Genomic DNA, 15,878 nt, shown 5'->3' with positions numbered 1-15,878 from the left:
TTTGTATGAATTTAAACCGGTTGCGTAATATCCCCGGTTATTGTTATTTTTACTTTATACCCTTTAAATGTTGAAGCGCTTGCCTGAACTACTCTACCAGCTTTTTTATCTTGTGTGCTTTCGAGCGGCTGTGTTTCCAGATGATGCAGAAACCAGTAGCTTCCGGCTGTTAATTTCCTTACCCTGAACAGGTATGGGCTAAGTGTTTTTTTGTCATTTTTTTGCAATGCTTGTACGATATCTTCCTGTGACAAGCCAATAATGAACATCTCGTTTTGTTGCAGACTTTGCAGGAATTGCCATTGGTCGTTTGGAAGTTTTTCCAGGAAACTTTGCGGGTATTCTTTGCCGCTGGATAGAATAATATTCCAGATTTCTGCAGGCTGGGTAATAATTACCGGAATGCCGTATTTTTTTCTTTCAACGGCGTGCCAGAATGAACATATATGTTCCTGTTTTTTTCCGTTCGCATCAATATATATTGCTGCATGGTGGTTGTTGCCTGGCTTTACAAAACCAATGTTGTTGCCTTTTTCATCTTGCTTAACAGGTTCCACTATGCTTAAGCCAGTTAAGCAACGTACAGATCTTACGGGAATTCTCTTTTCCTCATTGTGCCAGATCGGATTGTTTTGTAAATCCTTCAAGACATCTTTTTCTTTATTATCGAATTGCTCAAGTCTTTTCTGAACAATCCGCTGCACATGACGGTCAATGATATAAGGGATGTCTTTGATTTTTATGCTTTCTATTGGGTATTTGACTACATATTCTTCTTTAAAACAAGTGCCATATTGCAATATTTTTGTTTTTGCTTCATCGAGATAAATTGCCTCCTTTTTCAAGGACAATAATGCTTTGGAGGTATCATTGTTGTGTTGTTTTAGTCTGTCTTCGACTAATTTCCTGATATACGGTTTGAAAATGAGGTCAGGATTTTCAAAGAGGTATTTTACTGGCTTTTCCTTTTCAATGACTTTTATTTTTCCATACACAGTATCCTCGCTTAGTGCTCCGCGGGGGATGATGATGCCTGTTTGCACTACCTTCTTGCTACCCTGTATTTTTACTTTTCGCTTACCTGTAGTCGCTGATTTTTTCCCCGATTTAAAAGATATAAGGATGCTGGATACCACGTTTTCTAGTTGGATGGTAGTAAAAGGCCTTTGGGCAGCAAGGTAGGCTTCTAACAGCGGTTTTCGTTTGTTGAAAGTTGATTCGTTTTTTTGCAGATCATTATACATGTTATCCCTTGTACTTTGTGCATTCAGGGTATTGATACGATGAATAAATCCCTGCCTTGTACAAGCTATGGTAAGGGCGTCTATGGCGTGATGGCGATGGTCGTCACGTTTGCTCCAGCCATTGATTATTTCTTTATCGTTATTATATTCAGTTAAACCCAGTTCGCGATATTTGGGTAGCTGAAGATTAACGAGTACATCATCCCAGCCCCATATGTGTCGCAGGTAGGCGGTTACGCTGCCACTGGTTGTCCAAACATTGTAACATACTTTTTCCAACAGCTCCTTCGCTTTTCTTGATATGTACTGTGTTTCGCGTAGTTGCCGGTCTATGAAATCCTGCGGTATTTTGTCCGCCGGCATCAATAGTTTATCTCTCTTGGTTTTGTTGATGATTTTGTTGTTATACAAATGATCTATGGTTTGCAAATAGCTGGAGAAAGCGCTGTCTCCTTTACTTTTCATAAAGTCATAAGCTGTTCTGTTGTCTTTGTCCTCATTGCATCTGCGGTGTGTTAGCGTTTTGTTGCTTTGTGAATCATCAAAAAGTTTGGATTTAGGTATAATATGTTCCACGTCAATGCTATTACCCTGTAATGCATCTGTTATTCCGAACTGTTTTCCACAGTAAATGCAAGTAGCATTCGTTTTAACATCCTGCCCATTGATTTCATGAAATAAGCGCCATTTAATAATAGTATTTCTTGTTGCCCTTACACCAAAAGAACCATATTCTTTTTCAATCCTATCGATGATGGCTTTATTTTCCCTTTCCCGTTTTGCTATTTGCATGAAAGTGTTATTTCGCTCTTCCTTGCTCTGTTTCAGCTCACGCGCCAATTCTATCCTTATTTCGTCGGGTCTTCCATGTATTGCTATGATGTCATTTACCAGGTTAATCAGCTGATTTAGTATTTTTTCTACAATCGGCTGTCGCAGACTGTTCTTGGGTAGTGTGTCCAATTTATCTGCAAGCAGTTGCTGCAGGCGTTCATCTGAAGTTAATGAATTAGAGTGGTTGTATCCGGCAAATGCACAGGCTGTACTATAAACATGGCCATCAATCAAATGCGGAATTATTTTCCGCATAGCCTTAGCTGATTTATTGGCGAACGAGAATTTTCTAAAATCTATGTTGGCAATATTTTTTGCGGTTGTTTCATCTATAGCAAACTGGCGTATTAATGTTTGTGTACATTCTTTTACATCTGAAATAGCATAAGTAGTGTGCCAGAGTTTATACAGTGGCTCGTTTTCAAAATGCCTGGTAATTTGCTTTTGAACACTTGTTGCTAAAACCTCACCTGTTTTTTTATCAGTTAAATAAGCCGGTGTTGTGCCTGTTTCAATTTGCAAATCAAATCTGAGTAGTTCAGCTGACCGGTTGTTGTTCTTCAGCTGTTTCAGTAAAAGTGTTTTGGTGATATTGCCCTGCAAACCTTTAGTTATTTGTTTATTTGCGTACCAGCCATCTTCCTTTTTCAAACCCAGCAGTTTGAAAAGTTCCTTCTGAGTTAGCAGCTCGTTGTTATCGAGGTAGTTGAATAGCAGTAGTTTTTGCTGCTGGGAGGGGAGGTAGGTTTCGCCATATTTATTTTGCAGCGAAAGTGTATTAATGGTTTCCCATATTTTACAGGCCTGTGCAAGCGGTGAGCTTCGTGGTGCAACTCTTGGACCTGCCTGTACAGTTTTGCCGGTTGTATTATTTGTGGCAAAGCCTTCCAGTTCACAAATGCTCACCAGGTCTTTCTGTGATTTCAGATTGCGTTGATAGTACACTGTCTCATTTCTGATTTTTTCAATCAGTGTTGGTGTTAGCAATGAATAAAATTGCTGCTGCGTCTTGATGATGGCATCAAACTCCTCTATATATGCTTCTCTCGGGAATACCTGCTGTTTTATCCGGTAGTGTTGATTGGCTTGTAGTGCTTGGTGAAAATGCGTTCCAATAGTTTCTTTTTTTTCTTTTAGTTGCTGGTGCCTGTTTTTTACTTCAGTAACATAGTCAGTATCTTTTTTGTCGAGGTTAGTATCACTACGGCTGCTTTTGTAACCACGTTTCTGGTTTAAATGTAGCAATACCCTACCCAGCTCTTCTAGGGTAAGCTGTTCCCGCAAGGCTTTTGTTCTTAAGCCATACAGGCGTTCAGCTGATAGGCGAATCAAGCTGTTGTCAGGCATCATGTTGTATTGCTGCAATAACAAAATAAGCTGCTTTCGCCTAAGCTGGTATCTGTCGTAGCCTTTTCGTTGTGTGCGTTTCTGGGTTCTTTTCTGGTTTTTTGATATTGTGTTTCCCGAGGTGAATTCATCTTTGTCATCAGGATTTAACGGGATGATGCGTGTGCCCATTCCTCTAATCATCCATTTATCGGCAGTAAAGTTGATCAACGCCCAGCCAATGGACGAAACGCCAATATCTAGTCCTAAAATATTCATGTGAATGGTTCTTTAATTTAAGTAAATAAATTTCTATTGGATGTATGGTGTGTTTTGATTTTGTTAATGAATCCGAGAATTTTTGACTTCAATTATTTGTGAGCTCATCTCCAAGGCCTGACTTTAATTTGTTAGTAAAAAAAGATTTTCGCGTTTTCATTAGTTTTATTACTTTAGCAAAGAAGCAAATCACAATAAGGATTATTCCGTTGTGAAAACATTTACGCTGCCCTCGTCGTTTATCGGGGGCTTTTTTATTGCTATAACTGTACGTGCAATAAGGGAAAGGTGCAGCATAGTACATGGCATGCAGGTTTAAGTTGAAAAATGAAGAATAGCAGGCGAAATAATGGCCCGTATTATACAATATAGAAAAATATTCTTCTAGCATTTATTTATTTCATTCAGGCAATAAAAAAGCGCAGACCGGTTAAGGTACTGCGCTTTTTGCTGTTTGTATTACGGTTTACCGTAAGCATACGTTCGTTATGCTGAGGGTGGTATGCACGTAACCACAGGAACGTTGGTGGTTATATTATTATTAGAACACGTTTAGCTATTATGTACAACGTAACTAATACACAAAGCTGAAAATGAAATCATAACCAGCAAGATTAACAACGTAGCCAGTGTAGTAGAAACTATGGTTCGGATTGGATTAATAATGGGGCTTTCTGGTGTTGAGAGTAGATATGCAACAGGCACTGTTTTACTAATAACAGGTTTGCGAATTGAACTTTCTTTTGTAGCAAACCTATGTGTTTCTCCGCTTTTTGTTTGATACTCTATTACGGCCTTGTGCAGTGTTCTCATGTCTGCATCCTGCTCTGTTTCGTTGCCTACAACGCGCCCTATTACACGTTCTCCATATAAAAATGTACGAATGCTGTGTACGAGTTTTGTATATGCAGGATATATAACTGCAAAGAAAACAAAGTAGTTGCAGATGGCCGCAGTTGTTAAAATGAGAATGGAAAACGCAGTTGTATGATGAAACTTGAATTGGGACAGGATGGTCACGTAGGGCTGATATTTATGACAGGTAAGATACTGAAATTTTGATGCAAACAAAAGTATAAGTCGTTGTTACGTTTTGCCGGCACCTTAATGGCAATAAGCTGGAGAAATACGCTTTTGATTATTTTGTTAAGGATAACCTTGGCAATAACCGACTGGTGCTAACCGATGAGCACCAGGTAGACCAGTACCCGGTAGCTACGCTTGAAACCGGTGCGACTGCGGTAGAAAAGAACTACTACGACATACAGGATGCCAATATTGTAAGCAAACAAAGTGTGGCAGGGTTTACAGCTGCGGCCGGGCAAAACTATGCCAATAACAATGGAAACCCTCCCTATAATACCAATAGCAGCAGCCAGGTTAATACGGAGAGCCAAAAGCTGTATAAGCTAAACAGTAATGGAACACAGACCGGGCTGGGCATTACCTTAAAGGTAATGGCAGGGGATAAGGTAGACATATGGGGTAAATCGTATTACTTTCAGAATGCCGTTGACAACAATCATAACACAGCTGTTCCGCTTTTAACGGTACTTACCGGACTGCTGGGGAACCCCGGCGCCAGTGGTATTGGTGCAGCGCATGGTGGCGTTACGGCAGGTATGCTTTCGGGCATTAGCGCCACAGCAGGGCCAATTACAACACAGTCAGCAAACTCGGCAAGCGCCAATAATGCAACGCCGACAAAGCCGAGGGCATATATCAACTACCTGCTGTTTGACGAGCAGTTACGATGTGTAGGTAGCGGCATTAGCCAGTCTGGTGATAATAGTATAATTAAAGATCATCACACTGATTTATCCGCCATTCCTATAGCAAAAAATGGTTATATTTATGTATACTGTAGCAACGAAAGCCCTGTTGATGTATACTTTGATAATTTGCAGGTAGTGCAGACAAGAGGGCCGGTGCTGGAAGAGACGCACTACTACCCATTTGGATTGACGATGGCGGGGATCTCAAGTCAGGCTTCTGGAAAGCTAGAAAATAAATACAAGTACAATAAGGGAAGTGAGTTACAGCACAATGAATTCAGCGATGGAAGTGGGTTGGATATTTACGCGACGCAATTTAGAAGTTTGGATGCACAAATAGGAAGATGGTGGCAGATTGATCCTAAACCGGATTATTCCCAAAGTTTGTATAGTGCCATGGGGAATGATCCTATACTATTTAATGATCCATTAGGAGATACAATTATTGTCGATAAGAGGGGGTATGTAGTTCAGAAATACGGGAAAGATAATTTAGTGTTTTTGCAAAAAGGGAAAAAATTAACAAGAATAGGTGAGCTAGGTAAAACTATTGATGCAAATAAGATATTCAAAAATTTGCTTAACAGTAACATCAAGGAAGCCCAAGGATCGCATAGCCCATTTACATTTAAAAACCTGGTGAAAAATAAAGGAGAATGGGATTTGAAAAATAATCAGAAAACAATTTATGGATTAGCCAATGCATTTGATAAGGGTAAGGAATCTAAAACCCAGTTTGCTTTTCAAGGATCGAATTACACAGCTCCAGATTTAGGCAATTACCACTATGGAGCTACTGGTAAAGTCTTTGGTTTCTTTATGTTTACAGAGGAGTTTTTATTACAACAGGCTGGCAGCGCACAAATGAAAGCTGGGACTTCAAAACCTGAATGGCAGCGCTATGGTACAAATGAAATTAGTGCTGGCTTTGGCGAAACAAGGACTGTGCGGGGAGATATGTTACCGCCGTATGGAGATGATCCGGATGATCAAAAAATGATCAAACAGGGATTTCGATATTATGACAACAATAAAAAAAATCTCAACGAGGAAGAATAAATATGAAAATGAACATAACAGTAATCTTGACTACCTTGATTATTCAATCTTGCAGTTTGTTTGAAAAAGACGAGAGGCTTTTAACAGAACATACTACATCTAACGGTCAAAAAATTGAAATTTATTACGTCGGGTTAGGAGCTACAACCAATGATGTGATTCAAGTTCGAAAATCAGGTCTTAAAAAGCCAGTATGGATTAGTGATAAATATAATTGTTTAAAGGCATCTGATTTAATCAATGACATTTCTTTGCGACTTGTATTAACTGACACAGGCTTTAATAACTATACTAATAAGGCAGACACTCTTTTGGTAGATGTTAGATGAAGTTTAAGTGTTTTTTATATGATGTGAGAAGGCCTTTTAAAGAGCAAAGATGAGCTTGGGGTATTTAGCTTATGAAGCCAACAAGAATATTCGTGTTATAAGTTGAGATGCTATGGTGTTGATAGTAGAGGCTACCACATACGGCCTCTGTTATGAGTTTGTTTGGTTTGAATTGAGTAACAAAATGACAAATAATTTATTGTTTTATATGCGTCAAATTATTTCAACTCCCTCATCATCTCCCTCACCAGCATCGCTGAATTATGCGCAGCCGTTGTATAAAACTGCACAATATCCGCCGCGGCAGTGCCATTGGCTTTATCACTTACACTGCGTATAACCAGGAAAGGGATGTGTTGCTGCCAGCATACCTGTGCTACGGCAGCGCCTTCCATTTCAGTGGCATCCGCATGCAGCTGTGTGCGCAACTGCTCTGTTGCTGCTGCAGACGACACAAACACATCGCCCGTTACAATGGTGCCGGTAGTGGCTACAGGCACGGCTGCATTGGGAATGCCCGCTTTCTGGAACTGCAGCTGCTTGCTGCTATGCACGGCCAGTTGCACCAGCAATGAATCGCACGGGAAAAATAAAGGGTTGTTTTGCGCAGTAACGGGGTTGCGCGTGGCCTCGTGCAGCATGCCATTTGCATTGACGGAGCCATAATCGTGATAAGCAACAGTGGTGCCGATAACCAGGTCGCCAGGGGCAAGGCTGGGGTTGACACCACCCGCTATACCGGTGAAAATTATACTTGCAGGAATAAAGTGCTCAACCATAAGTGTAGTAGTAATGGCTGCATTAACTTTGCCAATACCCGTTTGTGCAATTACCACATGTGCACCGTTTAATGTGCCTTCGCTGAAATGAATGCCTTGTATTACCTGCTCTTTGGGTTGCTGCAATTGTGCAACGAGCAGGTTGGTTTCGGCATTAAAAGCGCCGAGTATACCGGTTGTTTTAGCCTGCTGTGCGCTTGTATACATACTACAACATACCACTGCAAGCAGTACACTTATCCGTTTATACATTGTTTATGTGTTTTAATTTTCAAGTGCCAAAGCTACTATGGCCAATGCATCTATAATAAGCAGGCCGATATTGATGGCCTCTTTTTTACCCGCCGCCAGCTTGATGGCGGTAAATGCCAAAAAGCCCCAGATAATGCCCTGTGTGATGGAATAGGTAAACGGAATTAATACCATGGCAAGGAAACAGGGAATGGCTTCGTCCATTTGCAGCCAGTTGATTTTAACAACAGGCCGCATCATAAATACACCCACCAGTACCAATGCAGGCGCTGTGGCAATAGGCGGTACTGCCGATAATAAAGGCGCCAAAAATAAAAAGGGCAAAAAGAGTAGTGCGGCGACCAGCGCTGTTAAACCGGTGCGCCCGCCAGCTTCGATACCTACGGCTGATTCAATATAAGCTGTACCCGGACTGGAACCTACCAGTCCCGCCAGGGTGGTGGCCACCGCATCTGTTACCAGGGCGCGTTTTACATGACGGGGTTCGCCCTTTTCATCGAGCAGGCCGGCGGCCTCTGACAAGCCTACCAGGGTTGAAAGGCTATCGAACATATCAGTAAAAATAAAAGCAAAAATAACAGGCACCATGGCCCAGCTAAGGGAATGCACAAGATCCAACTGCAGCAGCAGGCTAAAATCAGGCGCTGCAAAAAAGCCATGCCAGCTGATAAGTGTGGCACCCGGTGTACCCCAAATGCGCCCGATGGGCAGGGCTGCCAGCGTGGTAAAAACAATGCCCAGCAAAATGGCACCCTTTACATTGCGGATGATGCAGATGGCAGTAAACAGCAACCCAGCCAGGAAGGTGAGCAGGGCAGGGGTAATGGCCCCCATGCCGATAATGGTTTTGCCCTCGCTGTGTACAATAAACTGCGCCTGCACCAGCCCGATAAGTGTGATAAATAACCCGATGCCCGCGGCAATGGCGTAACGCAGCGGGGTAGGAATGGCACGTAATATATAGGTGCGTATATTAAAGGCAGACAGAATTAAAAACACGATGCCCGACCAGAATACGGCCCCGAGCGCCACCTGCCAGGGTACTTTTAAACCCAGCACTACTGAAAAGGTGAAAAAGGCGTTTAACCCCATACCCGGTGCCACAATTACCGGGTTGCGCGCGTAAATACCCATCATGGCGCTGCTGAAAAAACAAACCAGTACGGTGGCAGTAAGCACCCCGGCAAACGGCATTCCGCATTGCTGCAGAATAGAAGGGTTGGTAACAATAATGTACGAGGTTGCCAGGAAAGAAGATATCCCCGCAATAATTTCCGTTGTTACGGTGGTATTGTTCTGCTTCAGGTTAAAAAAGGAGCGCATAGTGCAAGATAGAAAGCCAATTTGAAAATGTGCGAATTTGAAAATTTGAAAATAGGTTGTAATGGGTTTCCATTTTCACATCAGCACACTTTCAAATTTTCAAATTAACTAGTGTTGTTACATTGATTTTACGTTTGCCAACGCATAATACATTTTACCCCTGTTGGTTTATACATTGCCTGTTTTTTTGCCACGCTTATGGGAAAAAATTAAGCGTTTACCTGATTAGCCCGCACCCTATGCGGTTTGCGCACTATTTTGCAACTGTTTTTTAAGGGTTTAGGGTTAAAACCAACTCGCGTCATTCTTGACGGGAGTTTTTTTTTGATTTTTTTTGACTGCCCGATCCCTTGTAAAAGCAAATTGACCACACGGTACCCCCATACCTGTATCGACCCGGATTTTTAACCCCTTATGCTGTTGACCCGCTTCAAGTGAACAGCTTCAGTTCTCAAGAAAAACAATGAACAAAATGCTGTGTCCCCCCAGGCACATTAAGTATGCATTTTGCGGCTAATTGCGTGTTTACAGCCTTATTTATCCATAACCGTTTTTCCTTATGAGAACTTTTTTAGCCCTGGTTGTTTTATTGCAGGTAAACACCCTGCTGGCTGCCAATGGCATGCCCACTGTACATTGTACCAAAGGTTTTCGCTACATTGATACTGTACTAAACGCAGGCGGTGACCAGCGTTTTATACCGGTGCTTGTTGCATTTATGCATCCTGATGCCAACCCGGCCGGTGTTATTGCCGCCTACAGCGCCCTGGCGCAACCGGTGCACCTGGTAATTCCCTTTGGCAATTGCAACAGCAGCAACGGGAACACTTATTTTACCGGTAACGGCAGCGATACAAAAGGATTGGTATGTACCCGCACCATGCAACATACGCTGGACAGTATTGCCGGTTTTATTCACACCATTAACCGCCAGTACCACTGCCGTTCGTTTGTATCGGGCTACCAGCAGGGCGGCGAACTGGCAGTAATGCTTTCGGTATATTACCCCGAAAAAATTGCCGGCGCCTTTCCCATTGCTTTTTCGCAAACCAACCGGTTGAATATGCTGCTTAAAAAAACACATGCCGGTTTTATGCCCGTGTACCTGTACCGCCGGGCAACCATTGAATTGGCAGCAACGGGCAGCGAAAACGAACAGGGACACAATATTTACCTTGCCGTGAACGAGAACAATACTGCGCCTGTGGCTGCAGAAGCCTGGCAAAGCTGCCTGGCCATGCTGGATGTGCAGTTGCAGCGCTACCGTAACGGCTTTTCGGAAAAAAGACTGAATAAATATTACCCTGTAACCGCTGATAACCGCAATACCGCACCGGCGAAAGAAGCACGTGTTGCTGCCAATGCCGGTACCACTGAACGTCGATTGAACGAGTTGCGCTAACTTTGCGCAAAACCGTGTTCGTTTGAAGCAACTCTCTGTTCTCTCAAAATATTTCTGGAAATACCGCGTTCGTTTTACGGCCGGTATTGTGTTTATTATATTGTCGAACTACTTTGCCGTGCTGGCGCCCCAGGTGTTTGGTTATGTGATGGGTAAGGTGGTAGAGCATTTGCCGGGCGCTAAAACAGCTGCCAGCACCCAGGTAAAAGATGGTGTAATGCGTTTGCTGGTAAGCCGTATTGATACACTGCCTTTTGGCCAGCTGGTGGCAGCCTGCGGTGTTACCATCCTGGTACTGGCAGTGCTGCGCAGCATTTTGATGTTTTTTATGCGGCAAACCATTATTGTAATGAGCCGGCATATTGAATTTGACCAGAAAAATGAAGTTTACCAGCACTACCAGCAGTTGCATGCTTCTTTTTTTAAAACACATACTACCGGCGACTTAATGAACCGCATTGCCGAAGATGTAAGCAGGGTGCGCATGTTTACCGGCCCGGCCATTATGTACCTCATTAACCTGCTATCGCTGATTACCCTTTGCGTGATTATTATGTTCAGGAAAGATGCCAACCTTTCGCTGATTGTACTGGCACCGCTGCCGTTGCTCGCGATTACTATTTATATTGTTAACACGGTTATTTATAAGAAAAGCGAAAAGGTACAGGCCCTGCTTTCGGCGCTTACCTCTAACTCGCAGGAATCTTACTCAGGCATTCGCGTTATTAAGTCATTTGTGCAGGAGCGCTCTATGCTGAACTTTTTTACCCGCAACAGCGAAGAATACCGTAAAAATGCAGTGAGCCTGGCCAAGGTAGAAGCAGTGTATTTCCCCAGTATGACCCTGATGGTAGGTCTTAGTACGCTGATTACGGTACTGATTGGCGGCCGCATGGCCCTGCACGATCACCAGCAGGTGGGGTTGATTGTGGAGTTTGTAATTTATATTAACCTGCTCACTTTCCCGGTCAGCGCCATTGGCTCGGTAGCAAGTATGATACAACGCGCTGCCGCCTCGCAAAAAAGGGTGAATGAGTTTTTGCAAACCACTCCCGAAATTGCCGATGCGCCCGGTGTGCAGCCCGGCGAACTGAAAGGCGATATTGTGTTTAACAAGGTGAAATTTACCTACCCGCACACCGGTATTACGGCACTTAAAAACTTTTCGCTTACAGTTAAGGAAGGGCAAAAGGTGCTGATACTGGGTAAAACAGGCAGCGGAAAATCTACCGTGGCGCAATTGCTGCTACGTTTTTACAATGCTGATGAAGGCAGTATTGCTGTTGGCGGCAGGGACATTAACACCTTCCCGGTAAAAAGCCTGCGCGACCAGGTGAGCTATGTGCCCCAGGATGTGTTTTTGTTCAGCGATACCATTGCCAGCAATATCAGCTTTGGCCTGCATAAACCCGCACCGCCGCAGCAGGTTGAGCTGGCTGCACAATATGCCAGTATTGACAGGGAAATAAAAAACCTGCCCGAAGGTTACCAAACCATGGTAGGGGAGCGCGGCGTTACGCTGAGCGGCGGACAAAAACAACGCGTATCTATTGCACGCGCGCTGATTAAAGATGCACGCATATTGCTGTTTGATGACTGCCTGAGCGCAGTGGATGCAAAAACCGAACACGAGATCATCCATAACCTGTATAATTATCTCAATGAAAAAACAGCGATTATTATTACCCACCGCATTTTTACGGTGCTGAACTTTGACCAGGTGATTATTATTGACGATGGTGAGATTATTGAACAGGGTACGCACCAGGAATTGATGGATTTGAATGGATATTACGCTGAATTATATCGTTTACAGATAAGTAATGATCAATCTGCGGCCTGATGCAGGTAAGTTTTTAAGTTTCTGGTCCAAAATTTTGGCAATTTGAAAACAATCATATATTTGTAATCTTTAAAGGAATCGTTTAACCAAAACCTATTTCACTGTGGCGTACGAAAACAATGACAAGAAAATGGAAAGCGTTTATAGCAAACGCATCAGGGCTGGAAAAAGAAGGACTTATTTTTTCGATGTACGTGCCACCCGTGGCAACGACTACTACCTGACCATTACAGAAAGCAGAAAACGTTTCAATGATGATGGTTACGACAGGCACAAGATTTTCCTCTACAAAGAAGATTTCAACAAGTTTATCAAGGCTTTGAACGAAGCGGTAGACTACGTTAAAACCGAGCTGATGCCCGATTTTGACTTTGATGCCTACAACCACGAATACGCTGAAACTGCTGAAGATGGTGCAGAAGTTGCCGTTCAGGAAGAATTAGCAGAGCCTGCAGCTGAAGTAGTTGTTGCAGCCGCTGCTCCCATCACCACTACCAGCCACATTGCCACAGACGAAGTAGATAAATGGTAATTATAACAATGCCGGTTCAATTAAATTGATTTATATGCCCTTTGTTTTTGCAAAGGGCTTTTTTTGTGCCATACGTAAACATCCTGTATATGTCAATCATCCAACGAATGCTTCCCTTGCTGGTTTTTGTGCTGTTGCTGCAAACGGCGCACGCACAATATGCGCAGGGTAAAATTATCGAAACCCAATCTGTTCAAAGCAGCATTTTGCACCGCCCCGTTAAGTATGTGGTTTACCTGCCACCAGGTTACGAATCATCTGACCGTACTTTCCCTGTTGTTTACCTGCTGCATGGTTTCAGCGATGACCATACCGGCTGGCTGCAGTTTGGCGAAATAAACCGTTTTGCCGACAAGGCGATTGCAGATGGCACCATTCCGCCCATGATTATTGTAATGCCCAACGGCGATTCGAGTTTTTACATTAATGCTTATGACGGCAAGGAGAACTATGAAGACTTTTTTGTGAAGGAATTTATGCCTTCCATTGAAAAAACATACCGTATCAAGGCGGAGAAAAAATACCGTGGCGTAGCAGGCTTATCGATGGGTGGTTATGGCACGCTTGTTTACGCGCTGAAATACCCGGAATTGTTTGCTGCCGCCGCACCTTTCAGTGCCGCCGTATGGGACGACCAGGCTGCACTGGATGTACCCGACAGTAACTGGAATTTTATATTCGGCAAACTATACGGCCGCGATTTGAAAGGCAAGGCACGCTTAACCGATGCCTGGTATAAAAACTCACCGCTTAAAATAGTGGACGAAAAATCGACCGCCGAATTAAGCAAGGTGCGTTACTGGATTGATTGCGGTGACGATGATTTTCTCACCATCGGCAATAGCCAGCTGCATATTGCCTTAACCAAAAAACACGTACCGCACGAGTTTCGCATGCGCAACGGCGCCCACAACTGGACGTACTGGCGCACCGGCATTACCGATGCACTGGAATTTATAGGCTGGAGCTTCAGGCAGCAGTAGCAGCCTGATGGCTTTATTGTTTGATGGTTTGATTGCTTGATGGTTGAAAAGAAAAATGGCTTGATAGTAATTTAGCCATCAAGCCATTAAACCGTTAAGCCATCGAACAATTATTTCCTCATCTTCTTATACGCATTGATCAGGCCGTTGGTGCTTGAATCGTGGGCGGAGATGGTGTCTTCGTTTTCGAGTTCGGGGAGAATTTTGCTGGCCAGTTGTTTGCCCAATTCAACACCCCATTGGTCGAAGCTGAAGATGTTCCAGATAACGCCCTGTACAAAAATCTTGTGCTCGTAAAAAGCAATGAGATTACCCAGTGTGTAAGGCGTAATTTCTTTTACAAGGAAGGAGTTGGTGGGGCGGTTGCCGGTAAATACCTTGAAAGGAACGAGTTTTTTAAACGTTTCTTCTTTTTTGCCTGCCTGTAAAAACTCATCCCTTACTTCCTGCTCGGTTTTACCGTTCATCAACGCTTCTGTTTGCGCAAAGAAATTGCTGAGCAGTTTGTTGTGGTGGTCACCGATAGGGTTGTGGCTGATGGCCGGTGCAATAAAATCGCAGGGGATCAGCACTTTGCCCTGGTGAATAAGCTGGTAAAACGCATGCTGGCCATTAGTGCCTGGCTCGCCCCAGATAACGGGCCCGGTGGCATGGTGTACTTCATTGCCGTTACGGTCAACGCTTTTACCGTTGCTTTCCATGTTGCCCTGCTGAAAATAAGCAGAGAAGCGGTGCATGTACTGGTCGTACGGTAAAATGGCTTCGGTTTGTGAACCATAAAAATTGGTATACCACAAACCTACCAGGGCCATGATGGCAGGAATGTTTTTATCAAACGGGGTATTGCGGAAATGTTCATCGGCAGCATAACCGCCTTTGAGCAGTTGTTCAAAATTATCGTAGCCTATGGTTAATGCGATAGACAGGCCAATGGCGCTCCACAAAGAGTAGCGGCCGCCAACCCAATCCCAAAAGCCGAACATATTGGCTTTATCGATACCGAATTTGGTTACTTCTTTTTCGTTGGTGCTCAGTGCCACGAAGTGTTTAGCAACATGCGCCTCATCTTTCGCTGTTTTCAAAAACCAGTCACGCGCAGTATGTGCATTGGTCATGGTTTCCTGCGTGGTAAAGGTTTTGGAAGCAATGAGGAACAGGGTTTCTTCGGGTGTTACCTTTTTGAGTGTTTCGGCAATGTGGGTGCCGTCTACATTGCTCACAAAATAAGGCTGCACCTCTTTCCAGTAAGGTTTCAGTGCTTCGGTAACCATAACAGGACCCAGGTCGCTGCCGCCGATACCGATATTGACAATGTATTTTATTTTTTTGCCTGAATAGCCTTTCCATTTGCCGCTAAGCACATCGTTTGAGAAGGCTTTCATGTGTGCCTGTACTGCATGAACATCGGGCATTACGTCTTTACCCTCACTAAGCACGGGTTTGCCTGAGAAATTGCGCAGGGCAGTATGCAATACAGAGCGGCCTTCTGTTTCGTTGATCAACTCGCCGGTAAACATGCTTTCAATAGCTTCTTTCAGCTTGCATTCTTCTGCCAGTTGCAGCAGCAGCTGCAGCGATTTGGCGTTGATAATGTTCTTCGAATAATCGAACAGAATATCTTCAAACTGTAAAGAAAACTTGCTGAAACGTTCAGCATCGTGGGCGAACAGTTCCTTTATTTTAGCGCGCTGCATTTCATCTTCATGATGCCTTTTCAATAACAACCAGGCTTGCGTGTTGGTAGGATTCACTCTGGGAAGCATAAAATAGAATATGGTTTTTATATTGCAAATACAAACATCAAAACGGTTTACAGTAAGTTATATTGTTACCGCAGCTCACCGGGTTTTGAAAGCCGGTTGCAGCAGGTGCTGTTAGCGGGCCGGTAAACCGTTTCTGCAAATGTCACTGTTATAAC

General features: G+C 43.6%; 11 protein-coding genes. 6 read left to right on the top strand and 5 right to left on the bottom strand.

The genetic code is table 11. The annotated features are described in order from the left end of the window. Positions 1-11 precede the first annotated feature (11 nt). A complete protein-coding gene (cas9, locus tag DXN05_RS16825) occupies positions 12-3,683 on the bottom strand; it encodes a type II CRISPR RNA-guided endonuclease Cas9 (RefSeq protein ID WP_116848433.1) in 3,672 nt (1,223 codons plus the stop codon). Between the two features lie 552 nt (positions 3,684-4,235). Beyond that, on the bottom strand, positions 4,236-4,703 hold the full coding sequence (locus tag DXN05_RS24505; RefSeq protein ID WP_147313954.1) for a DUF3592 domain-containing protein: 468 nt from the start codon (positions 4,701-4,703) through the stop codon (positions 4,236-4,238). Positions 4,704-4,858: 155 nt separating this feature from the next. Between DXN05_RS24505 and DXN05_RS24960 the strand changes: the two genes are divergently transcribed. Next, positions 4,859-6,517 carry a polymorphic toxin type 44 domain-containing protein gene (locus tag DXN05_RS24960; protein WP_211330085.1) on the top strand — a complete coding sequence of 553 codons (1,659 nt, stop codon included), beginning with the start codon at positions 4,859-4,861 and terminating at the stop codon, positions 6,515-6,517. Between the two features lie 8 nt (positions 6,518-6,525). Further along, complete coding sequence (locus DXN05_RS16810; protein ID WP_147313953.1) at positions 6,526-6,846, top strand: hypothetical protein; 321 nt, start codon at positions 6,526-6,528, stop codon at positions 6,844-6,846. 218 nt (positions 6,847-7,064) lie between these two features. Here DXN05_RS16810 and DXN05_RS16805 read toward each other — a convergent pair whose 3' ends face one another. Both DXN05_RS16805 and DXN05_RS16800 read right to left on the bottom strand, forming a co-directional pair. Then, positions 7,065-7,877, bottom strand: coding sequence for a 5'-methylthioadenosine/adenosylhomocysteine nucleosidase (locus DXN05_RS16805; protein ID WP_116848430.1), 813 nt, complete (start codon positions 7,875-7,877; stop codon positions 7,065-7,067). 12 nt (positions 7,878-7,889) lie between these two features. Next, entirely contained in the window at positions 7,890-9,200 is a 1,311-nt protein-coding gene (locus DXN05_RS16800; RefSeq protein WP_116848429.1) for an NCS2 family permease, read from the bottom strand. A 559-nt stretch (positions 9,201-9,759) separates the two neighbouring features. Between DXN05_RS16800 and DXN05_RS16795 the strand changes: the two genes are divergently transcribed. From DXN05_RS16795 to DXN05_RS16780, 4 genes are all read left to right on the top strand, one after another. Continuing rightward, positions 9,760-10,602: a hypothetical protein gene (locus DXN05_RS16795; protein WP_116848428.1), complete on the top strand. Its 843-nt coding sequence runs from the start codon at positions 9,760-9,762 to the stop codon at positions 10,600-10,602. A gap of 22 nt (positions 10,603-10,624) precedes the next feature. Further along, a complete protein-coding gene (locus DXN05_RS16790; protein ID WP_116848427.1) occupies positions 10,625-12,445 on the top strand; it encodes an ABC transporter ATP-binding protein in 1,821 nt (606 codons plus the stop codon). A gap of 130 nt (positions 12,446-12,575) precedes the next feature. After that, positions 12,576-12,977 (top strand): DUF3276 family protein, encoded by a 402-nt coding sequence (locus tag DXN05_RS16785; protein WP_245975234.1) that lies wholly within the window; start codon positions 12,576-12,578, stop codon positions 12,975-12,977. 89 nt (positions 12,978-13,066) lie between these two features. After that, positions 13,067-13,960: an alpha/beta hydrolase gene (locus DXN05_RS16780; RefSeq protein ID WP_211330084.1), complete on the top strand. Its 894-nt coding sequence runs from the start codon at positions 13,067-13,069 to the stop codon at positions 13,958-13,960. A 110-nt stretch (positions 13,961-14,070) separates the two neighbouring features. Here the strand turns inward: DXN05_RS16780 and pgi are convergent, their stop codons facing one another. After that, positions 14,071-15,723 (bottom strand): glucose-6-phosphate isomerase, encoded by a 1,653-nt coding sequence (gene pgi / locus DXN05_RS16775; protein WP_116848424.1) that lies wholly within the window; start codon positions 15,721-15,723, stop codon positions 14,071-14,073. Positions 15,724-15,878: the final 155 nt, after the last annotated feature.

Origin of the sequence: Deminuibacter soli (assembly GCF_003412455.1) — a bacterium.
In the GTDB taxonomy this organism is placed as follows: domain Bacteria; phylum Bacteroidota; class Bacteroidia; order Chitinophagales; family Chitinophagaceae; genus Deminuibacter; species Deminuibacter soli.
This window is presented reverse-complemented; position numbering and strand designations above follow the sequence as displayed.